This window comes from Microbacterium sp. HMH0099, assembly GCF_049384025.1.
Lineage (GTDB): Bacteria > Actinomycetota > Actinomycetes > Actinomycetales > Microbacteriaceae > Microbacterium.
In genome coordinates, this window is the sequence record NZ_JBMRJR010000001.1 from 145579 (window position 1) to 169766 (window position 24188).

Annotated in this window: 17 protein-coding genes; 9 read left to right on the plus strand and 8 right to left on the minus strand. The window is 72.5% G+C overall.

Annotation, left to right across the window (positions count from 1 at the left end):
• Positions 1–13: 13 nt before the first annotated feature.
• Complete coding sequence (locus ACO03V_RS00580; protein WP_423136206.1) at positions 14–1456, minus strand: oligosaccharide flippase family protein; 1443 nt, start codon at positions 1454–1456, stop codon at positions 14–16.
• 32 nt (positions 1457–1488) lie between these two features.
• On the opposite strand from ACO03V_RS00580, the gene ACO03V_RS00585 reads away from it, so the two are divergent.
• Positions 1489–2823 (plus strand): O-antigen ligase family protein, encoded by a 1335-nt coding sequence (locus ACO03V_RS00585; protein ID WP_423136207.1) that lies wholly within the window; start codon positions 1489–1491, stop codon positions 2821–2823.
• A gap of 107 nt (positions 2824–2930) precedes the next feature.
• On the opposite strand, the gene ACO03V_RS00590 is transcribed toward ACO03V_RS00585, so the two are convergent.
• The 3 genes from ACO03V_RS00590 to ACO03V_RS00600 are packed head-to-tail and all read right to left on the minus strand — an operon-like array spanning position 2931 to position 6218.
• Positions 2931–4109 carry a nucleotidyltransferase family protein gene (locus ACO03V_RS00590; protein WP_423136208.1) on the minus strand — a complete coding sequence of 393 codons (1179 nt, stop codon included), beginning with the start codon at positions 4107–4109 and terminating at the stop codon, positions 2931–2933.
• A complete protein-coding gene (locus ACO03V_RS00595) occupies positions 4096–5016 on the minus strand; it encodes a hypothetical protein (protein ID WP_423136209.1) in 921 nt (306 codons plus the stop codon). Before ACO03V_RS00595 ends, ACO03V_RS00590 begins: the two co-directional genes overlap by 14 nt.
• Positions 5013–6218 carry a glycosyltransferase family 4 protein gene (locus ACO03V_RS00600; RefSeq protein ID WP_423136210.1) on the minus strand — a complete coding sequence of 402 codons (1206 nt, stop codon included), beginning with the start codon at positions 6216–6218 and terminating at the stop codon, positions 5013–5015. The genes ACO03V_RS00595 and ACO03V_RS00600 overlap by 4 nt, the downstream gene beginning before the upstream one ends.
• 338 nt (positions 6219–6556) lie before the next feature.
• Here ACO03V_RS00600 and ACO03V_RS00605 point away from each other — a divergent pair, with 338 nt between their 5' ends.
• The 3 genes from ACO03V_RS00605 (at position 6557) to ACO03V_RS00615 (ending at position 11284) form a co-directional block, all read left to right on the plus strand.
• Positions 6557–8395, plus strand: coding sequence for a DUF4012 domain-containing protein (locus tag ACO03V_RS00605; RefSeq protein WP_423136211.1), 1839 nt, complete (start codon positions 6557–6559; stop codon positions 8393–8395).
• 160 nt (positions 8396–8555) lie between these two features.
• Positions 8556–9998 (plus strand): sugar transferase, encoded by a 1443-nt coding sequence (locus ACO03V_RS00610; protein ID WP_423136212.1) that lies wholly within the window; start codon positions 8556–8558, stop codon positions 9996–9998.
• A 173-nt stretch (positions 9999–10171) separates the two neighbouring features.
• On the plus strand, positions 10172–11284 hold the full coding sequence (locus ACO03V_RS00615; protein WP_423136213.1) for a glycosyltransferase family 4 protein: 1113 nt from the start codon (positions 10172–10174) through the stop codon (positions 11282–11284).
• A gap of 14 nt (positions 11285–11298) precedes the next feature.
• Here the strand turns inward: ACO03V_RS00615 and ACO03V_RS00620 are convergent, their stop codons facing one another.
• Together ACO03V_RS00620 and ACO03V_RS00625 are read right to left on the minus strand one after the other, a co-directional pair.
• The gene (locus ACO03V_RS00620; RefSeq protein WP_423136214.1) at positions 11299–12321 is read right to left on the minus strand and encodes a glycosyltransferase; all 1023 of its coding nucleotides are present in this window, start codon (positions 12319–12321) and stop codon (positions 11299–11301) included.
• Positions 12321–13517 (minus strand): glycosyltransferase family 4 protein, encoded by a 1197-nt coding sequence (locus ACO03V_RS00625; protein ID WP_423136215.1) that lies wholly within the window; start codon positions 13515–13517, stop codon positions 12321–12323. Before ACO03V_RS00625 ends, ACO03V_RS00620 begins: the two co-directional genes overlap by 1 nt.
• Positions 13518–13805: 288 nt before the next feature.
• Here ACO03V_RS00625 and ACO03V_RS00630 point away from each other — a divergent pair, with 288 nt between their 5' ends.
• Complete coding sequence (locus ACO03V_RS00630; RefSeq protein ID WP_423136216.1) at positions 13806–15002, plus strand: glycosyltransferase family 4 protein; 1197 nt, start codon at positions 13806–13808, stop codon at positions 15000–15002.
• Between the two features lie 39 nt (positions 15003–15041).
• Here ACO03V_RS00630 and ACO03V_RS00635 read toward each other — a convergent pair whose 3' ends face one another.
• Entirely contained in the window at positions 15042–16688 is a 1647-nt protein-coding gene (locus ACO03V_RS00635) for a polysaccharide biosynthesis tyrosine autokinase (RefSeq protein ID WP_423136217.1), read from the minus strand.
• Positions 16689–16994: 306 nt separating this feature from the next.
• On the opposite strand from ACO03V_RS00635, the gene ACO03V_RS00640 reads away from it, so the two are divergent.
• Positions 16995–18095: a hypothetical protein gene (locus tag ACO03V_RS00640; RefSeq protein ID WP_423136218.1), complete on the plus strand. Its 1101-nt coding sequence runs from the start codon at positions 16995–16997 to the stop codon at positions 18093–18095.
• Between the two features lie 247 nt (positions 18096–18342).
• A complete protein-coding gene (locus ACO03V_RS00645) occupies positions 18343–20817 on the plus strand; it encodes a LuxR C-terminal-related transcriptional regulator (RefSeq protein WP_423136219.1) in 2475 nt (824 codons plus the stop codon).
• Positions 20818–20934: 117 nt separating this feature from the next.
• On the opposite strand, the gene ACO03V_RS00650 is transcribed toward ACO03V_RS00645, so the two are convergent.
• On the minus strand, positions 20935–21669 hold the full coding sequence (locus ACO03V_RS00650; RefSeq protein WP_423136220.1) for a hypothetical protein: 735 nt from the start codon (positions 21667–21669) through the stop codon (positions 20935–20937).
• A 251-nt stretch (positions 21670–21920) separates the two neighbouring features.
• Here ACO03V_RS00650 and ACO03V_RS00655 point away from each other — a divergent pair, with 251 nt between their 5' ends.
• Together ACO03V_RS00655 and ACO03V_RS00660 are read left to right on the plus strand one after the other, a co-directional pair.
• Positions 21921–22916 (plus strand): MauE/DoxX family redox-associated membrane protein, encoded by a 996-nt coding sequence (locus ACO03V_RS00655; RefSeq protein WP_423136221.1) that lies wholly within the window; start codon positions 21921–21923, stop codon positions 22914–22916.
• Complete coding sequence (locus tag ACO03V_RS00660) at positions 22913–24094, plus strand: hypothetical protein (protein WP_423136222.1); 1182 nt, start codon at positions 22913–22915, stop codon at positions 24092–24094. The genes ACO03V_RS00655 and ACO03V_RS00660 overlap by 4 nt, the downstream gene beginning before the upstream one ends.
• Positions 24095–24188: the final 94 nt, after the last annotated feature.

A 24188-nucleotide genomic window follows, 5' to 3' on the forward strand; every position in this document is an offset into this window, starting at 1 on the left:
AGGGGCGGGCGGGTCACCGTCGGAGGACGAACTCGCGAAGCGTCCGGAGATCGCCCCGGCCGCAGACTGCGCTCATCATGAGGGCGGCGGCCGCCCAGGCGCCGACCCCGATCACCAGTCGGGTGAGGTCGTCGGCGGCTCCCGCCCAGACCGACGCCGCCCCCCACCCGGCCAGGCCCGCCGTGCCGAAGATGACCACGGGACGGATGCCGGGAGCCGCGAGCGCCCACCCGTCCAGCCCCGCCCGCGGGAGGAACACGGTGGTGGCGACGAGCCAGATGAGGACGTGTCCCACCGCCAGCGCCGTCGCCACCCAGAGCGGGCCGAGAGGCACGAGGGCGACGGCGAGCACGATCATCGCGATGCGGCCCGCGGCCTCGGAGATCAGCAGCATCCCGGACCTGTCCCGCGAGACGAAGCCCCAGTAGCCGACGTACCCGAGGGTCTGGAAGAGCGCGCCGATCGCGAGGACGGGCACGTACGGGGCGGCATCCCTCCAGGCGCCTCCGAGCACCGTGACGATCGCCGGCTCGGCTGTCGCGACGAAGACGCTGAGGTAGGCGAGCACGGGGTAGCAGAGCACGGTCTGGAAACGACGGAGACGGGACAGCAGGTCGTCGGCGTCCACGGCGTCGACGAGCCGGGGGACGACGATGCGGGTGAGGGGCGTCGCCAGCTGGTCGATCGGAAGATTCACCAGCTGATTCGCCCGACCGAAGAATCCGACTACTCCGTTGCCGAACTGCTGGCCGATCACGATCGTGCCGACGTTCGCCGAGGCGTAGTTCAGCACGTGCGTGGCGAAGGTGTTCCCGCCGAACGAGAGCAGCCCCCGCATCTCGGCGTCGCGGCGTGGCCGGCCCGGCCGCCATCCGCTCAGCACACCGGCCAGGACGAGGGTGAGCAGCGCCGCGACGGTGCCCTGCAGCGCGAGGCCGACGTACCCCGCCCCGGCGAGCGCGAGGGCGGCCGCGACGACCAGGCCGAGCGCGTCACCCGCGAACTCCGACACCGCCAGGCGTTCGAGCCGGTGCGTCCGGTTGAGCTCGACGCGGAACTGCACGCTCGCCGCCCGCAGCGCGAAGGCCGGCGCGAGCATCGCCATCACGACGACGAGGCGCTCGTCGCCGTAGAGGGCTGCCAGGGGCGCGGCGAGCGCGACGACGAGCCCGGCGGCCACCAGGCCGACGACGGTGTTGATCCAGAAGAGGTTGTCGCGCTGCGCCGGGGAGAGCGTCGGCGCGCGGAGGGCCGCGAGACTCAGACCGAAGTCGCCGAGCACCGCGGCGAGACCGGCGAGTGCGGCGCCGAGGGCGACGAGCCCGAACTCGTCGGGCGCGACGAGGCGCGCGAGCAGGACGATCCCGCCGACCTGCAGCGCGTAGCGCCCCCACTGGGCGACGAGCAGGGCGATCGCGCCCCGTCGCCTCGAGCGCGACTCCACGGCGGCGGTCATGCGGTCTCCCCAGGATTTGTACTGTGTCGGGCGTGCACACAGTAATGACGGCCGCGCCGGTCGCCTCCCCCGCCCCCGCAGCGCCGCGGGGGTTGAATCCGGGCCCCGTTCCCCGCCGGCTGCTCGTGGCGCTGCTGTGGCTGTACTCGACCGCCGGGCCGATCGCCGAGGCCCTCACCACCAACCGCGCGTTCTATACGGAGGGCGAGGCGGTGGTCGCAGCGCCGCCGGTCGCCCTGACGTACTCGCTGGTCGGCATCGGCGTGCCGCTCCTGGCCCTCGCCATCGCCGGCGTCGCTCTGCTGTTCACCCGCGTCAGCCTCCTCGCGGTGACCGTGGTGACGCTGCCGTCGGCGGTCCTCCTGGTGTCGCAGTTCCTCTTCGAGAGGGGTCTGGTTGTCTCGATCCTCGTTCCCGCGGTGGTCGGGCTCCTCGTCGTGGCCACCGGCATCCGCCTGTCCGACCTCGTCGTGCTGGGGTATCTCGGCGGCCTCGTCGCCGTGGTGTCGCTGGTGGGGACGGTCGTCGCTCCGCAGAACGTGTTCATGTCGGCCGGCCTCGCGCAGGTGGAGAAGTCGATCACGGGAGCGCCGCTGCTGGCGGGCATCTTCTCCCACTCGAACATCCTCGGAATGTTCCTGGCGATGTCGCTGCCTTTCGCCTTCCTGGTGAAACGGTGGGTGATTCAGTTCGCGATCGTCAGTGCGATCGGGGCGGCCCTCGTGCTGACCTCGTCGCGGACGGCACTGTCGGGGGCCGTGGTCGTCCTCGCTGTCGTGGTGGTCGGCTGGCTCCTCCCCCGCGCGCCGTGGCGGGTCCTGTGCACGGCTGGTTTCGCGGTCGCCGTGGTCGCGCTGTTCCGCATCCCCTTCGGCGAGACGGACCCGTCGGCGTACACGTACCGCGGCGGCATCTGGATGTTTAACATCGAGAGGTGGCACGAGAACGAGCTCTTCGGCCTCGGGGCGACCTGGTACACCGACCACTACGCCGAGCTGCGCCGCTACCTCTCGAGCGCCGCGAGCCACGCGCACAACGAGGCTCTGACGCTGCTCGTCCAGGGCGGCGTGGTGCTCGTCGCCGCGGTGGCGGTCGTGGTCACGCTCGCGTTCGTGGGGGCGGCCCGCCAGACCCGCCGCTCGCGCGGCATCGCGGCGATGTCGTTCGTCCTCGGCTTCCTCGTCATCAGCTTCACCGAGACGACGTTCCCGATCCTGAAGTACGGGCCGACCTCCGCCGTCTCCCTCGTGCCGCTGCTCGTCCTCGCCGTCGACGCCTGCCGGCGGGCGGCATCCCCGTCTCCGCTCGCACCGCCGGCCCTCGACGGCGACCCGGCGGCGCCGCGCTGGCGGCCCTGGGCCCGCTGAGGCCCATCGCGCACGGCGGACGACGCGCACGGCTCGACCTCTGCGCGCCGTGCCACCTCTGAGAAGAAGCGCGGGATGCCACGGGCCGCAGCCGCGAGACCCGTGCGCTATCGGTGCAGGGAGGTCCGCAGCCATCCGCGTGCGCCGCGCACGATGCGACGCAGCCGCGCCCGCACCGATCCGCCCGCGCGGTCGCCCGCGCGACGCGCGGACTCCGCGGCGACGTCGGCGTTCGGCCACAGCAGCCGGAACATCAGCCGGAGCCGCTGCCACAGCCGCTGCTCGCGCAGGGCCACCCAGTACGCGCGGACACGGTCCGGCTGGCCCCGCCAGACCCAGTCGCGCGGGATGCCCTGGTCGTATCCCCGCAGCTCGGACGGGGACACGACCTCCAGCAGCTCGGTCCGCAGAGCGACGACCGCGCCCAGGTCCTTGGCGCACGCCAGTGTTCCCGGCCGGGACAGGAGCCGAACGGCGTTCTCGGACGCCGCGGCGTCCCGTCCGAGGCGGCCGATCTCCGGCCGGACGCCGTGCAGCGCCGACACGACGGCGTGCATCGGCGGAGTCGGGACGCGCACGCGCACCCCCGCGAAGGAGACCTCCGAGGAGTGGCGCCAGAGCGCGGCGAAGGCCCGCTCGTCGTCGTGGACGGCGCCCGGCATGCGCCGGTGGACGTCGATCTCACACCCCCAGAGGAGGGGCTTCATCGTGGCCGAATGGTTCACGCTCGTGCCGCGCCACGGGTCCGCCTCGCGCCGCCACCCTCGCGTGGCGAGGGCCTCCGCCAGGTCGTCCCAGCGGTCCGGCTCGCACCACACGTCGACGTCGCCCGAATGCTCCCGCTCCCGCAGCCCTTGCAGGTGCAGGGTGGGCCCCTTGATGAAGACGCAGCGGATCCCCCGCTCGCGGGCGACGTTGGCCACCACACCGTAGACGAGCTCGTGCAGCGGCGACGACAGCGTCGGCACGCAGAGGTCCGTCACGACGGTCGGCGGCCGCCCGCCGAGATGGGTTAGCCCCACGACGCGCATCTCCTCCAGGAGCGAGACGTCCGCGGCATCCAGGGTGCTCGGCTCCCACGGGCCGCTCCCGACCAGTCGTCGCCACAGCTCCGCGCCGTGGCCGATGAGCGAGACGGGTTCGACGGCCCCGACCGGGACGACGACGATCTCGGCGCCGCCGTCGAACGCGTCGGATCCGCGCACGTCGAGGGAGCCGTCGGCGACGGCCCACCAGGCGACACGAGCGTCAGCGGGTCCGGGGAGGGCGGCGTCAGATGTCGGCATAGCGGGGCAGCACCGGCTCGCGGCGGGAGGAGACGGAACGGATCGCGGCGACGATGCCGCGCAGGTGCTCGCCGGTCCGCGCGGAGGCGAACGGGACCAGCGGCACGCGGAGGAGGAGGGCCGCGACGACCACGCGCGACGCTCGGCGTTCCGAGACCCCGACGGCGCAGAGATACCGGAACGCGGAGAACGCGATGGCGGGCAGGACGGTCCGGATGTGCTGCCCCGTGCTCGCGGACTTCTCGTGGCGGATCCCGACGTCCACGCAGACCGGCTCCCGACCGCCCAGGGCCCGGTGCCGGCGGACGAAGAACGCGTCCTCGTAGCAGAACACGAACCGCCGATCGAGGCCACCGACGCGTCGCCAGGACGCGCGCGAGATCGCGACCGCGCTGAAGGAGCGATAGGTGGATGCCACCCCCTCGCGGCCCCGTCGGGCGGAGCGGCGCTCGCGCCCCGCCTGGTCCGCCCGTCCGAAACGGTGCCGCAGGGCGTCGAGCAGCGACACGGAGGCGAACACGCCGCCGACGGTCGGCAGCGCCCGCGCCGGCTCGTCGCCGAGGTGCACGATCGCCGCGTCGGCCTCGTTGTGGTCGGCCAGGACCCGGCGGATCGCCGCCGGCGCCGTGGGAGCCAGGTCGAGGTCGTCGTTCATGAGGATCAGCCAATCCCACGCGGGCGCGCCTTCGAGCGCGGCGACGATCGAGCGGGAGAAGCCGGGGTTGGCCCCGGTGTCGACGACCGTGGCGGACAGCCGCGGGGCCCAGGCCGCGGCCGACGCGGAGTTGGCGACGACGCGAACGTCGAACCCCTCCGCCGTGAGCGCGGCCAGCCAGGTGCGAGCCCGCTCGAGGCGGGACGCGCTGATCGACGGCACGAGCACCGTGACGCGGACGGAGTCGCTCACGAGGTCGCCGGCATCCGGTCGTAGAGCTCCGCGTGCGAATCCACGACGGCCGACCATCCGAGCGCCGGGTGCACGAAGTCGCGCGCCCGTGCGCGGATGGCGGGGAGCTCGTCCGAGGTCAGGAGCTCCAGGATGCCTCTGGCCATCTCACCCGCCCCCGCCCCGCGGGCGATGAGGCGGGGCGACAGCCCCCTCACGACCTCGGGATTCGCGCCCACCGGGGTCACGAAGGCCGGCGTCCCGCAGGCGAGAGCCTCGACGGTCGACAGTCCGAAGCCCTCCAGTGCGGCGGTCGGGGTGACCGCGAGGTCGGCTCGTCGGTACCAGTCCCGCAGCTCGACCTCCGACACGCGGCCGAGGAGCCGCACGCGGTCGCGCAGTCCCCAGCGGTCGATGTCCCGTTCGAGCTCTGTGCGGAGCGGTCCGGCGCCGGCCACGACGAGACGGGCCCGTGGCTCGCGCGCGAGCACGTGCGGCATCGCCCGGACCAGACGGTCGACACCCGTCCGCTCGACCAGACGCCGGGCCGTGAAGAGGACCACTTCGTTGGACGACCCGCCCCGGACGGCTTCGTCGGGGGAGAACCAGTCCGTGTCGAGACCGCCGGGGATGCGGACGACGCGGTCGGCGGCCAGCGGGCTCAGCTCCGCGACCTCGGACCGGACGAAGTCGCTCAAGGCGATGAGGGTGTGGGCGCGATGGATGACGCGCCGCTCCGCGGCCCGAAGACCCGCCACGGCCGCCTTCTGCACGGGAGCGGGGAGGAAGTACGACCCGCGGCGCTCGGACAGCACCTCCTTGTAGACCGGCGCATGACACGTGTACACGTACGGCCCGCGCCGGGTCGTGAGACCGAGCATCGGAACGGGGAAATGCCCGTGCACGATGGCCCTCCGGGCACCGGCGTCGGCGAGCGCGGCGCGCATCGCGCGGTCGACTCCCCGCGTCACGGCGAGGGGGTAGCGCACGCCGAAGAGGGGGTCGGACTTGGACGGCGGCACGTAGCGACGTATGCGGACGCCGTCTTCCCCGTCCTCGACCAGGGGCTGCGCGGCATCCGTTCGCTTCGCGACCACGGTGACGGTCGTGCCGACCCGGACGAGTGCCGCCGACAGCTCGCGGACGTATCGCTCGAGCCCGCCGAGCTTGTCCGGGGCGACGGCGTTGGTCACCATGACGACGTGGGGGGACGTACTGCTCACGCGGGGTTCCTCACTCCGGTGCAGGGATGACGCTCGCGCGTCGGCGGATCCCTGGACTCACGAGAGGAATACCCGGGTGCGGCCGGCCTCCCCGCCCGGGCGCGGCTCTGATGCGGTCCCCGGCCCCGCGTTTCGCCGTGCACCTCACCCGGTGGAGCTTCCGCGTTCACCCGGCTCGCACGAACGCCGTTCCGCCCCGTTCTCACCACCCCAGGTGACCTGCTGACCGGCGGGCGGACCACGCTGCGGGTGAATCCGGGCAGGCGCTTGCCGCGCGGTGCCCCGCGCCGCCTCGCGGCGGCGGCGATCGCCCGGAAGAGCGCTCGTACGCTCCCCGGATGCCGGCTCCCGCCCCCTCCCCCTCCGAACCCGCGACCCGTCGCCACGCCGCCCCGACCTGGGCCGACCGACGACGTCGGCGGCGCCGCCGACGGCTGATCGTCGTCGGCTCGGCGACCGTGCTCCTCGTCGCCGCGGGGGCCGTGGGTGTCGCGGCCTGGACTCTCTGGGGAGAGGCGCGCACCGCGCGCGACCACCTGACCGCGGCGAGAGAGGCCGCGGGCGGGATCGCCGCCGCCGTACGCGACCGCGACGCCGACGCCGTCCGCGCCCTGACCGCACAGGTGTCCGACCAGATCCGGGCGGCCGACGACATCGTCCAGGGCCCCCTGTGGGAGGCGGCCGCGAATCTCCCCGCGGTCGGGCCGAACATCGACGCCGTGCAGACCATGACGGGCGCCGCGACGGTGATCGACGACAAGGCCCTTCCGGCCGGCGTGACCCTCATGACCGACCTGTCCACCGGATCCCTGTCGGCCGACGGGGCGGGGATCGATCTGACGCCGCTGCGCCACGCGCAGGACGCCGTCCCTGTCATCTCCGACGCCGTCGACGAGGCCGCCGACATGATGACCGGGGTCGACTCCACGGCGGTGGTCCCCGAGATCGCGGACGCGGTGACCTCGTTCTCCACGCTCATCGGCGACCTGCGTCCCACGCTGGACGACCTCAGCGCGTCGCTCCCGACGCTGCTCGACATGGCGGGCGCGGACGGCCCGCGCTCCTACCTGGTCCTCTTCCAGAACAACGCCGAGGTCCGTGCCACGGGCGGCAACCCGGCCGCGATGACGCTGCTGCGGGTCGACGACGGCCGCCTGTCGCTCGACGAGCAGGCGGACTCGTCGACCTTCTACGCCGCCGGTCTCGTCGGACGCGACATCCTAGAGATCCCGGCGGAGACGCGGGCCCTCTACGAGCGCGACACGTGGCAGTTCCCGCAGAACTACACGCGGACCCCGGACTTCCCCCTGACCGCCCATCTGTTCGATGCGATGTGGACCGAGGTGACCGGCAGCCCCGTCGACGGGGTCGTCTCACTGGACCCCGTCGCCCTCTCGCACATCCTCGAGGTCACCGGCCCGGTCACGCTCGACGACGGCGAGGTCATCAGCTCGGACAACGTCGTCACGGTCCTCCTCCGCGACGCCTATGTGCGCTTCGGGGCGGACGGGCCGGCAGCCGACGCCTACTTCCAGCGGGTCGTGCGGAGCATCTTCGCAGTGCTGTCCAAGGGCCAGTGGGCACCGATCCCCATGATCGAGGCGCTCTCCCGCGGGGTCCAGGAGCAGCGCGTGATGGCCTGGATGCGCTCGGAACCGGAGGAGCAGACGATCGAGCGCGCCGGCCTGGCCGGGACGTTCGCCGCCGACGGTCGCGACCTGGGCGTCTTCGTCAACGATGCGTCCTACAGCAAGCTCGAGTACTACCTGGCCTCGTCCGTCACCGTCACCTGCGACGCGGCCGCGGGGACCGTCCAGACGAGCATCGCGCTCACCAACAGTGCGCCCCGCGACGGTCTTCCCCCGTACACCGAGGGGCACCGCAACAGGTCCATGGGGCTGCCCACGAGCACGATGCTGCTCGACGTCCTGTTCTTCTCGCCGCGCGGGCAGACCGTCCTCGCCACGGATCCCGCCCAGGGCGACGTGCCGTCCTGGGATCGCAGCGGCGTCGACGGGGGGCGGGACGGACGCAGCGTGACCGTCGCCGTCCCGGCCGGCGGAAGCACCACGGTCACCGCCACCTCGACGTACGACCCCGCCGCGGGGATCGGCTCGGTCCGGACGACGCCCGGCATTGCGAACACGCCCGTCTCGGTGTCCGAGACGTGCCGCTGAGCCGGTCTTCACCCGCCCCGGAGCCGATCGCCGCCGTCCGGGCGACCCGCGCCGGGCACGGCAGTCTTCCCGAGTCACCCGCCACCCTCCTGCCGTCTCCTCCCTCGAGCGCGGCCCCAAGACGACGCTTTGGAGCACGATGGACCACAGCCTGTCGACGATGACCCGCCCGACGACCATCCGGCCCGCACGGACGAGCACCCGTCCGTGGCAGAGCCGATACGCGCTGCTGCTGCTCGTGGCGGACGTGGTCGCGGTCTTCATCGCGGTGTACGGCATCCAGGGCCTGTGGGTCGGCCTGCACCAAACAGAGGTCGCCGGGTCGCCGTTGAGCTACGAGCTCTTCTCGGCCGTGCTGGGGCTGGCCTGGGTGGGGGCCCTGACGCTCTTCAACACCCGCGCGCCGCGCGTGGTGGGCTACGGCGCGATCGAATACCGCCTGGTCATCAGTGCGTCCCTGCACCTCTTCGGGCTGGTGGCCATCGCCAACTACCTGGCGGACACCGAGCTCTCGCGCGGCTACTTCCTTCTGACGCTGCCGCTGGGCACGGCCCTCGTGGTCGGCGGCCGGCTCCTCTGCCGATGGTGGCTGCGGGCGGAGCGTCGCCGGGGGCGGATGTCCGCCCGCGTCCTCCTCGTCGGCGACCGCGACGAGTGCGCCCGCGCGATCTCGGAGCTCGAGCGGCAGCCCGGCTCGGGTCTGCGCGTCGTCGGCACCCACGTCACCGATGTCGGCGACAGCGACGGCGAGTGGTCAGAGACCGACACCCGCCGTCTGCGCGACTCCCTGGCGACGGTCGACGCCGACACCGTCCTCGTGTCTGGAGGTGCCGCTCTCGGCGCGCACCAGATCCGCCGGATCGGCTGGAGCCTGGAGCCCGGCCGGCAGCATCTCGTCGTCGCGGTCGACCTCGTGGACGTGGCCGGGCCTCGCATGCACACGCGACCCGTCGCGGGTCTGCCGCTCGTCCACGTCGAGACACCGCGCTACTCGCATCGCCAGTTCCTTCTGAAGCGGGGAATGGACATCATCGGCGCAGGCGTGATCCTGCTGCTGCTCTCGCCCGTGCTCGCCACCGTCGCCGCGCTGGTGCGCCTCTCCGGCCCCGGGCCGATCCTCTACCGGCAGCGTCGCATCGGCCAGGGCGGCGTGCCGTTCGACATGGTCAAGTTCCGGTCGATGGTGGACGGCGCCGACGCCCGCCTCGGCGCGCTGCTGGAGGCTCAGGGCCGCGCCGACCAGCCGCTGTTCAAGGTCGCCGACGATCCCCGGATCACACCCGTCGGCCGCATCCTGCGCAAGTACTCCCTGGACGAGCTCCCGCAGCTCTGGAACGTGCTCTGCGGGCAGATGAGCCTGGTCGGCCCGCGTCCGCAGCGGGAGGCCGAGGTGGCCTTCTACGACGACGCCGCGCGCCGTCGCCTGATCGTCCGGCCCGGCATGAGCGGGCTCTGGCAGGTGAGCGGCCGCTCCGCTCTGTCGTGGGACGACGCGATCCGCCTCGACCTCTTCTACGTCGAGAACTGGTCGCTGGTCGGCGACATCCAGATCCTCGCCCGCACCTTCAAGGCCGTCCTGTCCCCGGGCGACTCCGCCCACTGACCGTCGGCAACGGGGGGGATCGCCAGCCCCTCAGTCATGTATACATGCTGTTTCACCCGCGAAATCATCACACCGCTCGTCAGGCGCCGCCCGTGCGCTGAGGTCGAGCGACCCCTCCGAGAACTCCGACGGACGCGCCACCCTGGGACTCCACTCATCACGGAGGAGACACCATGCCCCGTTCTCGCCCCACGTCCCCGAGCTCGTCGGCGCCTCATCTCGTCATCAACGGACGGTTCCTCACTCAGCCGCTCACCGGAGTGCAGAGGTTCGCCCTGGAGATCACCCGGCACCTCGCCCATCTGCGCCCGGTCGAAGTGCTCCGCCCGCCCCTCCCGGGTGGCACCCTTCCGGTGGACCCCGCGACACTCACCGTGGTCGGTCGTCGGTCCGGGCAGGCCTGGGAACAGTTCGAGCTTCCCGCTGCGCTGCGGCGCCGCGGGCGCCCGCTGCTGTTGAACCTGGGGAGCACGGGACCTCTGGCGTACGGACGACACATCTCGACCCATCACGACATCACGTACGTGCGCCACCCGGAGAGCTTCTCGCGGCTGTTCCGAACGCAGTACCGCGCGATGATCCCTCCGCTTCTGCGAGGGGCGCAGCGTGTGCTCACCGTGAGCGAGTTCTCCCGCGGCGAACTGGCGGCGCACTTCCACCTCGACCCGACCCGGATCGAGGTCGTGAACAACGCGGTCGCACCGGTGTTCACGGAAGATGGACCACTCCATCGGGAACGCGAGCCGTATCTGCTCGGGGTGTCGTCGCCCAACGCCCACAAGAACTTCCGGCGTCTCGTCGAGGCGTTCCGACGGGCGACGCGGCATCGCATCCGACGGCTCCTCATCGTCGGAAGCCAAGCCCCCGCCTTTCGTAGCGCGTCGCTCGGCAACGACGACGAGGTGGTCATGCTCGGACGGGTGGGCGACGACGAGCTCGGGCGGCTCTACCGTGGGGCGGCGGCCTTCGCCTTCCCGTCGCTGTACGAGGGGTTCGGTCTCCCGCCGCTCGAGGCGCAGGCGTGCGGCACGCCCGTGATCGCGGCACGCGCAGCCTCGATCCCCGAGGTCCTCGGCGACAGCGCCCTCTACTTCGACCCGTTGTCCGTCGCCTCGATCGCGGAGGCCATCGAAGCCGTCGACGCCTCTCCCGCCGTCGGTCGACGTCTGATCGAGGCGGGGCGGCAGAACGTGCGGCGCTTCTCGTGGGAGCGGTCTGCGGAGACCGTCTCGAACGTCGTCGACGACGTGCTCGCAGCCTCCGCTCGCGGGACGCGCGCGACATGAGGGCTGCGGCGACGTCAGAGCTCCCGGCGTCGGCCCAGCCGTCCGGTCACTCCGTCGCGGACGGCGTGCAGGATCACGCGCGCCTTGTCGCCCCTCCGGGTGAGGACGAGACATGCGCCGCACAGCACGACGAAGAGCCCGGCGTTCACGACGCGCGCGGTCGTCCACCGGGGGCCGGAGCGCAGCTCGCGGACGACGCGGTTGCGAAGGAAGTAGTAGAGCAGAGCGTCGTTGCGAGACCGGAACATGGCGAGGACCTCGAACCCGGGAGGCATCCATCTGTCCCCCCGGGGGTCGACGACGACCGCTTCCGGCACGAGCTCCAGGCGCCCGCCGGCCGCCGGGATGCGGGACGTGTACTCGAGATCGTCCCCGTAGAGGACGAACGACTCGTCGGGAGCACCGATGGCCTGGACGACGTCGGACCCGATCAGCAGCCCGCCGTACGGAGCGGACTGCAGTGACGACGAGCGGGCGGGCCTCGGCCGTCGCAGGCCCGTCCGCTCGAGCAGCCGCCGCACGAACACCCGGGTGTCGACGCCGGCGAAGGCGACGGCGTCGCGAACAGGTTCGCGCGCGCTGTCGTCGGCGATGGCGCGCGCGACGACGTCCGGCTCCGCGGTCGCCGATCGCGTGGGAGCGACGGCGCAGACGCTCCGCCCGGCGTCGCGCAGCGCCTGCTCGCGGCGACGCAGAGCCGTCAGCGCGCCCGGGACGGGGAGGTTGTCGTCGTCCAGGAGCCAGACCAGGTCCGCTCCGGCCCGTCGTGCTTCCGCCAGCGCGGCGGAGAACGCCGGCGCGGAGCCGTCGTTCCGAGGACGGCGACAGAGTGTGATGACGCCGGGGTGAGCGTCGCGGAGCGTCTCCAGCGCGGACGACGAGGACGGGGCCGAGCCGTTGTCGATGACGACCACGTGGTCCACCCCCTCCCCGAGCATGGCCTCGACCGTCGCGCGACACGAGGCGGAGCGGTCCGCGTAGGTCACCGTCGCCCCCACGACGCGGGCCCGTCGGACGGTGGGGCGAGAGGCATCCATCAGTCTTCTCCTGATCGTGTTCGGTAGAGCGCGGCAAGGTGCCGTTCGAAGCGTTCGGGCGAGAACTCGGCCGCGGCCTCGCCCTGGACGGCGCGTGCCCGCTGCCGGGCCGCGGCGGGGTCGTCGAGCGCACGGCAGACGGCATGCGCCAGACCGGCGGCGTCATCGGCCACCGCGAAGGCACGGATGCGGTGGTCGTCGACGATGCCCTCGACGCCGACGGAGGTGGAGACGACGGGGATGCCGCGGACCATCGCCTCGACGGTCTTGAACTTGACGCCGGCACCCGACCGCAGGGGCACGAGCACCACGGCCGCCGACTCGTAGAACGGCTCGAGATCGCGCACCCGGCCCGTGACGTGGATCGTCTCGGCCTCGCGTTCGAGCATGGACGGCGGAGGATGCGCGCCCGCGAAGACGAAGCGGGCATCGGGATGCCGCCGATGCACCAGCGGTGCGATCTCGGTCATCGCCCAGACCGCGGCCTCGGCGTTGACCGACCGGTCGAACGCACCGACGAAGAGGACGTCGCCCGCGGTCGACGGTGCCGTCCGTTCCCGCACGGTCATCGCGAGCGGAGGACGGACGACCTCGACGGCAGCCGCTCCCGCGGTCACCCGGTCCACGAGACGCGCGTCCTTGGAGCTGAAGACCAGCACGACCGACGCTGCGCGGTAGATGCGCGCCTCGTCGCGGCCGACGGATCGGACGCGCCACGCGGCGAGAACGCCGCGCGGGGATGCCCTCCGGCGGACCAGGGCTCGATTCCTCTCGTAGGACTGCGTCAGCACGTCGTGCGCGACGACCACGGTGCGTGCGTCCGTCCATCGGCGCAGCCCGCGGCCGATCCAGGCCGTCTCGGTCCACTGGAACTCCACGACGTCGGCCTCGCGAAGCAGCCGCACCACCGAGGGGGCGGAGAGAGACCGGGGATGCCAGTCCACGGGGCGCGCGGGATGAAGGCGGCGGGCCCAGCGCGCGCGGATCCGACCCACCCGCGTCGTGGGCGAGCGCGCGGGGAGCAGGACGACCGCGATTCCCTCAAGACGGGATCGCGCCTCCCTGTTCTCGGCGGTGTCGAGCGCCACGACGGTGACCTCAGCACCACCGCGGCGGAGGGCGCGCAGGTGTCGCAGGTAGTACTGCCCCCCGGCGTGCGCCACCTCCTCGCTCGGCACCACCGGGGACACGCTCACGACCCTCACACCTTCTCCTTTCCGTCGGCCGACGCCCTGCGATCCAGCGTGTCTGATGGGGGGCGGGAGGGATGCCGTCGCGCGGACGAGCGGAACGGGTGAGGCCGGCCGGTGACGCGGATGAGGCGCCGCATGAATCTGGAGGGTCTCGCACCGTCAGGGTCGTCGCCCCGCCCGGTCGTGACGCTCATCCGCGCCTACCCTCGCCGGGACGGAGGAGCCGCGGCTCCGTGCATGCAGCCCGGTCCTCACGGCGCCGCAGTGCGGTCCGGCGGGAAGGAGACGATCGTGCGGGTGACCCACGTGCACAGCTCACTCGTCGCTCCGCTCGGCGGGGCCGAGGCCTATGTGATGACGCTGGCGTCGGCCCAAGCAGCTCGTGGGCACAGTGTGCGCATCGTGTGCGGCGCCGCGGATGCGCAGACGGTCGCTGACGCGGCTGCGGCCGGCGTCACGGTGGACGTCCGCCCCGTCTGGCGCCCCTATCCCGCCCATCGACACGGTGCACGCGTGATCGAGCGCCTCCTCTTCCATGCCCTCGATCTGGTCGGCGCGGTTGCCACGCCGGCTGCCTACCGGCATGTGCAGCGGTCGTCGGACGTCGTCCACGTCCACCGCTTCCAGGGCATCGGCGCCCGTGTGCTCCGGTCCAGGCACAGCGCGGTCGTTCACACCACCCACGACTACGGGCTCGTCGACACCCGATCGACGACCGTGCGGGACGGGCGTTGGCCGGACCGGCTCGAATGGGTGCAACGCCGACGGGCGGCCCTGCTCTGGCGGTGCGCTCGGCGCGCAGACGTCATCGTCTTCCCCAGCGAGCGCACGCGCGCTCGTCATCTCGAGCTGGGCCTTCCCGTCGACGAGACCCTCCTCCACGTCGTGCCCCACGGATGGCCCCGCCCGGCCGGCCGCAGCCGCATGCGGCAGCGCTCCCGCCCTCGCTTCGTCTTCCTCGGCAAGCTCGAAGGCGTCAAGGGCATCCACTTGCTTCTCCGGGCCTGGGAGCTCGCGGGCATCGACGGGGAGCTCGTCATCGCGGGCGACGGGCCCGAACGCGGACGGGTCCAAGCGGCGGTGGGGCGGACCGTGACCTACGCGGGGTGGGTGGACGGCCACGAAAAGACGGACCTCATCGCCTCTGCCACGGCGCTCGTCTTCCCCTCGCTGTGGCCCGAGACCTTCGGGCTGGTCATCGCTGAGAGCATGCTCCTGGGGCGTCCGGTGGTGGCGACGCACGCCGCCGCCGGCTCCCTGGTGAGAGACGGGGAGAACGGGGTGGTCAGCGCGGACACGACACCCGCGGCGTTCGCCGCAGCGCTGCAGAGGATCGCGGAGGACTCCGCCCTGCGCCGGACGTTGGCGCGCGGTGCCGCCGCGACGGCCCGCGAGCTCGATTTCGCCCTGCACGTCTCACGCATCGATGAGGAGTATCGCGTGGCACGCGAGACGTTCGCGGCGGCTGGTCCGGGCGGCAGCCGTTGACCCGGGGGCACTCGGAACGCCCCGCGCACCCGCTCGGCGCTACCGCTTGCCGTGCTCCGTGCCCGGGCTGCTGAGCACTCGGACCGGCCCGGTCGACGCCGATGCCGGCGCGGGGCGCAGCAGCTCCTGCAGACCGACCTCGATACCCGAGCTGTCGGTGTCGATGCGCGGACCCTCCTCGAACGTCCGTCGACGAGCCGCACGCGACGGCGTCGCCGTCGGCGCGCCCGACTCGGTGCGCGCGGCCGGCTTCCTCGCCCGGCGCTTCCGCGCCTGCACGAGTCGCTGCCACCGCGTCTGCGCATCGTGATCGTGGCCGTAGTACCGTGTGTACTTGCCGTAATATCCCGCGTCGACGCCGCGACGCGGGACGCGGTTCAGGACCACGCCGAGAAGGTGCCCCTTGGTCTTCGCGATGTTCTCCACCGCGCGCTTGAGCATGTCGTCGGTGGTGCGGCCGGCCGTCACGACGAGGAGCACCCCGTCGGCCCAGCTGGCGATGATGGCGGCATCGGCGACGGCAAGCGTCGGAGGGGAGTCGATGATGACGATCATCTCCTCGCTGATCCGCCGGACCAGGGTCCGCATGCGCTGAGACCCGACCATCTCGCTCGGGTTGGGAGGTGTGCGCCCCGCGGCGACCACGAAGAAGTTCCCCTCGTCATCGACCTTGTGGGCGACGTCCTCGATCTGCGTCCGTCCCGCGAGGACCTCCGACAGGCCGACGTCGTCGGAGAAGCCGAAGATCCCCCCGACGACGGGTCGGCGCAGGTCGGCGTCGATGAGCATGACGGCCTGTCCGGTCGCCGCGATGCTGACCGCGAGGTTGGCGGCCGTGGTCGACTTGCCGTCGCCGGGGAGCGGGCTGGTGACGACGATCACCCGGGCGGGATTGTCCACGTCGACGTACTGGAGGTTGGTGCGCAGCTCCCGCATGGCCTCCTTGTGGGCGAACGACCCGCGCCCGTCGCGGACGTCGTCGAACGAGAACACGGCGCGCTCCCCCACGAGCTCCTTGTCGAGCGGGAGCATCCCGATGACGGAGGCGCCGCAGCTCTCGGTGACGTCGCGGCTCGAGCGCAGCCGACGGTCGAAGGTCCGACGGATCAGTGCGAAGAGGACGCCGCTCAGCAGACCGGCCATCAGGCCTGCGGCGACGGCGATGCGCACCTTCGGCGACGACGGGCTCTGCGGCAGCTGCGCCGAGTCGCCCGCGATGAGCTGCACGGCGCTCTCGCCCGTGTCGTCGGCCTCGAGCCGGTTGATCTCCTCCGTCATGGCCCGCAGCCACGCCTGCGCGAGGTCGCGCGCCGCCTCCGGCGTCGGGCCGGACGCCTCCGCCCGCAGCGTCGCCGTCTGCGCCGGGTTCGTCACCTTGACGCGTCGGCTGAGCTCGTCGACCGAGTCGGTCAGCCCGAGCTGCGCCTTTGCGGACTCGGCGACCGACCGCCAGCGTCCGATGTCGATGTAGGAGAGCACCTTGGACTTGGCGAGCTGGTCTCCGGCGAGCGCGGCTCCGGTGGATGCCTCCGACTGCACCGCCGAGACGTACCCGGTGGCATCCGCCGTATAGACGCGGGGCTGCACCGCGCTCCACCCCCAACCGGCGGCGGCGCCCAGCACGGCCAGGACGAGGATCGTCACCCAATACGCGCGCAGGATGCGCGCCATCTTCAGCAGGTCCACCCGTTGTTCCACCCTTCTGCGGCCTCGCAGAGCGCGACGGCCGTCTGCACAGTACGCAGAGCCTTCGCCGAACCACCCGCCGGGCGGCGAGCGCGACCACCGGGCGATCACGGGGGCCTGAGCCTCTTTGCCTATCACCGCGCGGAGCAGGAACTCCGGCCGCTCCGCGGGACGCCACGCGGGGGCGGGCCGAGCTTCGTTCTCCGCCTCACCCGTCCCCCCTCAAAACCTCACCCGTTGCCGCTCGCGGGCGGCGGCGGCATCCCTCCGCCTGCCACCCGCATGCATCTGCATAGGGTGCTCGCCATGCAGATTGCCCACATCGCCGCCCTCGGCCGCCGCCTCGCGCTGCACTTCCCCGACGGCGCCGACTCGTCGCTCGAGTCCGCCGTCCGCCGGGCCTGGACGGGGGCGATGCTCCCCGACACCGTCTCGGCCGCCGACGTCGACGTCCACGTGCCGCCGCCCGGCGCCCACGCCGAGCAGGCGCTCTCCGACCTGACCGCCGCGGTCACCCGTCGGGCCATCGACCGGCGACGGGGCGAGATCTGGATGACGCACGCCGGCGGTGTCGCCGACCCCGACGGCCGGGTGTGCATGCTCGTCGGTCCGTCGGGGGCGGGCAAGACGACCGCGACGCGCCGCCTCTCCCGACGCTTCGGCTACGTGTCCGACGAGACGGTCGCCGTCGAACCCGGGGGACGCGTGCTGCCCTACCGCAAGCCCCTCTCGCTCGTGGTCGACGGTGAGAGGTGGAAGCGGCAGATCGCCCCCGAGGAGCTGGGGCTGCAGGCCCTGCCGGACTCGCCGCTGCAGCTGAGCGCGGTCCTCGTCCTCGACCGCTCGCGTCATGCTCCGGCGACGCCGCGAGCCGTCCCGCTCGACACCCTCGACGCGCTGATCGCCGTCGCGGAGCATTCGAGCGGTCTGAGCAGCATGCACCGCCCCTTGGCGACGATCGCCGCGTGCCTGGCGTCGGCCCCGCCGTACCGGCTCGAGTACCGGGACGACGCGGACCTGACCGGGATCATCACGGACCTGCTCTCCACATCGGCACCCCGCCGCCCGGGCGTCCGGCACGAATGGCCGGCGGACGAGGCCCGCGATGCAGAACTCCCCGGCCCGCCGCCCGGGCTCTATCGCCGCGCCCCCTTCGTCGATGCTGTGTCCGACGACACGCGCCTCGCCGTCCTCCGCCACGTCGGCCACGGCGAGGGCGAGCTGACGGTGATCAGCGGCATCGCTCCGGAGATCTGGCGGCAGTGCGCGACCGACTCCGACCTCCGCACCATCGGCGAGCGGATCGCCTCGGTGCACGGTTCTCCCCCTCCGGGTGAACCCGCGGATGAGCTTCTGCAGGTGGGCCTGGACGACCTGGTCCGGTCCGGCGTGCTGCTCCGCGGCTGACCCTGCGCAGGGGTGAAGACGGGAGGGATGCCACTCCCCCGGCTCTCACCAGGGTGACCCGGAATTTCGCCTTCTCGGCGGCCGAAGGGTGAGAAACAGGGTGATATCACTCTCGCGAAGATGAGAAGCGGGAGCCGACAGCCGAAATATCGGACTCGATACAACCCGACTGTTTCACCCGCTCGGGACGACGTCGCTCCGCAGCCGCACGGGGCGGCCGAGACCCGGCTCACCCGTCAGGAGTCCCATGCTCATCGATTTCGACGCGCATCTCGTCAGCCCTCGTGGATCCCGTCGCCTCAGCCGATTCTGGGCCCCGCGCACCGACACGGTCGCGCAGATGCGGGAGGCCCTGGCCCACGACATCGTGCTGCTGCGCGGTCCCGCGGGCGTCGGCAAGACCTCGCTCCTGCAGCAGTTCGCCTTCGAGCTCGGAGAGGACCCGACGGTCGGCGTCCAGTTCGTCAACGGCCCGGCCACCACCGCGCAGTCCCTGGCCCGCGTGGCGGAGGGGTTCCGCGGCGGGCCGGCCGAGCACGTCCTGATCGTCGATTCGCACCGCGACGACGGCCTCGGAATCACCTCGGACGACCTGCTCGGGCTCCTCCGCGAGGACCCGTCGCTCCGCATCGTCGTCGCGACCCGTCACGTCACGGGCCTCGAGAGCCCGCTCATCGCGCTCGAGTTCGACTCGTTCGTCCTGCCCGCGGCGAGCATGCTGATGACGCGCGAGGAGATGACCTCGGTCCTGCGACGCAATGGCATCCATTTCAGCGATGACGCCGTCGAGACCCTCTACGAGCGCACGCACGGATGGCCCGCCCTGGTCCAGCTCGCCGGCGCGCACCTGCGCCTGGAGGACCTGTCGATGCGCACGCAAGAGGAGGCCGAGGCGATCGCCGACTACGCGGCGTACGCGTTCACGTCCGACATGGAACGCCGCCTCCCGGGGTGGGCGGCCAAGGACCTGACCATGCTCGCGATCCCGCCGTACGTCACGCCCGACGTGGCCGAGGCGGTCGGCATCGACGCGGACACCGGCTCGCTCGCCGACCTCATGGACGCGCTGCGCGAGGAGGGCTTCGTCTGGCCGAGTGCGACGCGGCTCGTGCTCGCCGAGCCGGTGCGCGACCGGTGGCTGCGGCAGGTCCTCCGCGACCGGCCGGAAGCGGTCGAGGACGCACGACTGGCGCTGTCGGCCTACCTCGTCTCGGCGGGCGAGCCGTTGCTGGCCGCGCGACTGGCCCAGGAGTCGAAGAACTGGCCGGGACTCGCGTCCATCCTGCGCTCCGCCGGACCGCAGATCTGGCTGCGCGACGCCGACGCGTTCGCCGAGCTGGTGAGCGCGCTCCGTCTCTTCGGCGGGACCGCGCCCGACGTCGCCGAGGTCCTGCTGACCCTCGACCCGGAGGCCGCGCAGTCGCAGGACGCGCCGAGCCTCGCCGTGGCGGCGCTGGCGAAGCTGCCCGACACGAAGACCGCCGCGCAGACCGATCCGGCGGCGCTGGTGTCGCGCATTCACCTGCTGCGGGCGTCGGGGCGCTTCGCCTTGGCCGCCGAGGCCGTGACCCTCCTGGTGGACGGCCTGCGCCGCCGCATCTCGCCCGACGGGGTGTTCCTCGCCGAGGCCTGGTACCAGGTGGCGATGACGCACCTCGCGACGGGCAAGCTGCGCGACGCGAGCATGGCCCTCGGACTGTCGTTGCGTTCCGCGGAAGGGCCGGCCCGGCTGCGCACGCGCGGCGCCGCCGCGATCATCTCCCTCCTCGAGGGCGACGTGAACACCGCCGAGGCCTTCGTCGCCGGACCCGACGGCGACCAGTGGCGGGAATCCCCGTGGGGCGAGCCGACGCGCTTCGCCGCGGCGTGGCTGCAGCTCGAGAAGGGCGAGCCGGATGCCGCCCTCGAGTCGCTCGCGCGCGTATCGATGACGTTCACGGCTCGCGAGTTCTGGCCCATGGCGGCCGCGCTCAACGCGATCGCGCTGCTGCAGGCGGGTGTCTCGGCGGACGCCCTGGGCGCGCTGCGCCTGTGGTCCAAGCGGACGCGGATCACGCCGCCGTCCCACTACCACTCGACCCTGGTGCTGGTGGCCCGGGCGAAGGTCATGATCGCGCTCCGTCAGGCCCGCAAGGCGATCGCCCTGTTCGAGGGGCCCTTCGGTCTGTCGCCGATCACCGCCCCCACGATCGCCCTGTCGCTGCTCTACGCGGGCCGCGCCCACGACGCCTACGTCATGGCGATCAAGTGGGGGATGCAGACCGACGCGACGCCGCGCGCGAGCCTCGAGTGCCTCGTCGTCAGCCTGATCGCCGACGTGCGACTGAACGGCCCCGGCTCTCCTCGCCAGTCCAGCCGACGTGCGGAGGCGCTGAGCTCCCGCAACGCCCTCTGGAGCCCGTGGAGCGTGGTCGGACCGGAGGATCGCACGCCGCTGTTCTCGATGCTGTCCGAGCCCGCCCAGCGCGAGGTCGCCCGGCGCCGGTCGGTGTTCGAGTCCGCGGTGAGCGTGCCGCACCTCACCCGCCGGGAGCAGGTGGTCCTGAACCAGCTCACGCCGAACGCCACGATCTCGGACATCGCCCAGGTGCTCGTCGTGTCGCCGAACACGGTCAAGACGCAGCTGCAGAGCCTGTACCGCAAGCTGCGTGTGACCGACCGGTCGAGTGCGATCCGCGCGGCTCACGCCTGGGGGCTCATCGACGCCGACCGGGACTTCTGACCCGCGTCGCGACGCGCACCGCCGCCCCGTGTCTTCCGGGGCGGCGGTGCCGTTTCCGGCGGCCTCCCCGAGGTCACCAGACGCTTCACCCCAGAATGGATGCCGCTCCCCCGAGCCTCACCCTCCCGCGGTCGCGCCGGGGGTCGGCACCGGTGTCGGGGGCGCCGTCGGGGAGGCGAGGGGGGTCGCGGTCGGCTTCGTCGTGCGGGTGGGCGTCGTCGCGGGGGTGGGCGTCGAGGTCGCCGGGGGCGGCGCGTCCGTCGCAGCGGAGCCCGGGTCGACGGAGCAGGCGAAGACGAACTCCTCGGACTCCGCCGTCACCCGCGGACGGACGTCCAGCGTCACCGAGCAGAAGCGATCGGTCTGCGCGTGCAGCGGAACCCAGAAGCCGATGTCGCCCGTCACGCTCTCCCCGGGGCCGACGGTCTTCGACGTGAAGGCGTCCGGCAGCCGCACCGGCGTCTCGGCGATCTGATGACTCGACACCGTCCACCCCGCCGCGGCCAGCGTCGCGTCGAAGATGGACGGGCTCGCCCGCTCCGTGCTGACGTTGGTGGCGGTGAGGTGGACCACGGCCCAGCCGTACCCGTCCGGGACCGACGGGGCGTGGGGGTTCGCGGCGAGGATCGACGGGGTCCGGTCCCAGAGGACGGGGCCGACGATCCACGACCAGCGTCCGGCCGCGACCGGTGTCCCCGGCGGCAGGGTCGCGTCCGTGGGGATGGCGGTGGGCGTTCGGGCGACGGCGGGCAGGGGTCCGCTGCCCGTCGCCGCGGGGACGGACAGCAGCCCGCAGCCGGCGAGGAGCGGCAGCACGGCGAGCAGCAGGGGGGCGATGAGGCGGCGGGGCATCTTGTCTCACAACGAAGCGCGAACGGAGCAGGGCTGCGCCGAGGGTAGGAGCGTGAGGAGAAGCGCTTCCGTGGACCGCTGTCCGCGGGGACCGGGTGAGAAGAATCGCCGAGCGGGCGGTACACCGGGTGAAGAATGCGCGATCGCCACCGGAAAAGAGTGCGGCCGCTTCCGCTCCGCTTCCATGCTGAGGGCAGAGCCCGTCAGCACCGCCCATCTCGTCCGGTCCCACCCGGGCCGCAGGGAGAACAATGAGCGCCGCCTACATCGTCCTGGCCGCCGTCGCGGCGCCCTTCCTCGTCGTCAGCGGTGCGGGCAAGCTCGCGGCGCTGGGCGAGGCCGCGACGACGATGCGCTCGCTCCGTCTGACGCTCCCCGTCCCCCGATTGATGGTCGGTGCCGTCTCGGTCGGCGAGATCGGTCTGGGTCTCCTCCTGCTGGTGTCCGACGGCGTGACACGCATCATCGCGGCCGGCGCGGTCACGCTGTCGATGCTCGGCTTCTGGGTCATCGCGAGACGGGCGGTCCGGGCGGGCTCGACGGCGGACTGCGGATGCCTCGGGCGCGTCGCCTCCACTCCGCTCTCTCCCGCCGTCCCCCGCCGGAATCTGCTGTTCACCGCGCTCGCGGGAGCGATGACCGTCGCCGCGGTCCTCGCAACCGCCGAGCAGGCGCCGTCGGTGGTGGGTGCACTGTTGCAGAACCCCGCCCGCACGTTCGCGCTGGTCATGGCATCCCTCGTCATCGCCGTCGTCGCGGGGATGACCGTGGCGGCGGCGCACCGGCCGAGCACGGATGCCTCTCCGCTCGCCGCGCACCCGCGCCCGGTGCTCATCCGGGAGGACGGCCTGGTGGTCGACGTCGTGCAGGCGGCTTTGAGGGGGCGAGCACAGCTCCTGCTGTTCTCCCAGCCGTTGTGCGGCCGGTGCGAGGCCGCGCAGGATCTGCTGGACCGCGATCACGCCGAGCTGTCCGCCCTCCTCGATGCACGCATCGTGTACGCCGCCGGCCACGAGGTCGACTGGAACGGTCCCGCCCGTTCGGCGGACGGTCCGCGCACCCCCAGCGCGATCGACCCCGCCGGGCTCCTCGCCCACACGCTTGAGATCGGCTCGGAGCGCCCCGTCGCCGTCCTCGTCGGGACCGACGGCAGACCCGTGCTGCCGTACGCGAATGGTTCGGACGAGCTCGATCAACTCCTCGGCGTGCTGGCGCTGTCGCGCACGCCCGAGGTGGTGCAGGAATGACCGACGTCATGGCGGTCCCGACACCGACGTCCGAGATCCCGCTGTGCTCGTCCCCGCCCGATGTGGTGGTCGATGCTCTCGGCGCCACCGTGGCCCTGCGATTCTCCGCGGACATGACTCCCGGCTTCCGCGACGTGGTCAGCCGAGCCTGGGAAGGGGCACGGGCCCAGGATGCCGAACAACCCGACCTCGTCGTCGAGGTGCCGGATCCGCGGCTCGACGGCGGCCACGACCGGGCTCTCTCTGCCCTCTCCAACGACGTGACGCACCGCCTCATCGCGCACCGGCTGGGTCAGGCCTGGATGGTTCATGCCGGCGGAGTCGCGGACTCCCAGGGGCGGGTGTGCATGCTGGTCGGCCCGTCGGGCGCGGGCAAGACCACGGCCGTCCGCCGCCTGTCACGCGCGTTCGCGTACGTGTCGGACGAGAACGTCACCGTCGAGAGCGACGGACGGGTTCACCCTTACCGCAAGCCCCTCTCGATCGTCGTCGCCGGTGAGCGTTGGCGCTGCGAGATCCCGCCGCGCGCTCTTCGTCTGGGTGACCTGCCCGCCGGGGAACTCCGCCTCGCCGTGATCGTGATCCTCCGACGGTCGTCAAGCGCGCCGGCAACACCGCGTCCGACACCCGTGGACACGCTGACGGCGATCGAGGAGCTCGCGCGCCAGTCGAGCGGCCTCGTGTGCGGGACCTCACCGCTCGCGACGATCGCCGCGCACGTGCGACGGGCTGCGGTGTTCCGTCTGGAGTATCGCGACAACACCGAATTGCGACCCCACATCGCCGCGCTGCTGGACGGCGCTCATGCGGGGTCTGGAGCGGAGGTGGCCGTCGAGCCGCCGTCGATCGAATTCGAGCCCCGCCCGCGGGCGGGGACGATCGTGACCGCTTCCTTCGTCGACGCCGTCTCGGACGCCTCGGACACGCTCGTGCTGCAGCGGACGACCGGGGATGCCGGCGCGGTCACCCGCTTGACCGGCATCGCCCCGACGATCTGGCGCGCCTGCCGCGGGGGCGCGTCGCAGCGCGAGATCGCCGCCGCCGTCGTCGCTGAACACGGACTCCCGCCGATGGGCCTGCCCTTCGCCCGGTCGCTGCAGTCCACCATCGACGTCATGCAGCGCGGCGGTCTTCTGCGGGAGGCAGGCCCCTCAGACGCGGAGGTCTCCGAGGGCTGAGGCACGTGGGGTCCCGAGAGGTGCGGGTTCGACAGGCGAGATCGATCCCGCACCTCCCGGGTCCTCACGACGCCCAGGCGTCTCGACGTATGCC

Excerpts from the sequence above, each read along its gene's own strand:
- ACO03V_RS00655 (WP_423136221.1), top strand. The coding sequence starts at position 21,921 with ATGAGCGCCGCCTACATCGTCCTGGCCGCCGTCGCGGCGCCCTTCCTC.
- ACO03V_RS00660 (WP_423136222.1), top strand. The coding sequence starts at position 22,913 with ATGACCGACGTCATGGCGGTCCCGACACCGACGTCCGAGATCCCGCTG.
- ACO03V_RS00650 (WP_423136220.1), bottom strand. The coding sequence starts at position 21,669 with ATGCCCCGCCGCCTCATCGCCCCCCTGCTGCTCGCCGTGCTGCCGCTC.
- ACO03V_RS00590 (WP_423136208.1), bottom strand. The coding sequence starts at position 4,109 with ATGCCGACATCTGACGCCGCCCTCCCCGGACCCGCTGACGCTCGTGTC.
- ACO03V_RS00610 (WP_423136212.1), top strand. The coding sequence starts at position 8,556 with ATGACCCGCCCGACGACCATCCGGCCCGCACGGACGAGCACCCGTCCG.
- ACO03V_RS00620 (WP_423136214.1), bottom strand. The coding sequence starts at position 12,321 with ATGGATGCCTCTCGCCCCACCGTCCGACGGGCCCGCGTCGTGGGGGCG.
- ACO03V_RS00615 (WP_423136213.1), top strand. The coding sequence starts at position 10,172 with ATGCCCCGTTCTCGCCCCACGTCCCCGAGCTCGTCGGCGCCTCATCTC.
- ACO03V_RS00605 (WP_423136211.1), top strand. The coding sequence starts at position 6,557 with ATGCCGGCTCCCGCCCCCTCCCCCTCCGAACCCGCGACCCGTCGCCAC.
- ACO03V_RS00580 (WP_423136206.1), bottom strand. The coding sequence starts at position 1,456 with ATGACCGCCGCCGTGGAGTCGCGCTCGAGGCGACGGGGCGCGATCGCC.
- ACO03V_RS00640 (WP_423136218.1), top strand. The coding sequence starts at position 16,995 with ATGCAGATTGCCCACATCGCCGCCCTCGGCCGCCGCCTCGCGCTGCAC.
- ACO03V_RS00645 (WP_423136219.1), top strand. The coding sequence starts at position 18,343 with ATGCTCATCGATTTCGACGCGCATCTCGTCAGCCCTCGTGGATCCCGT.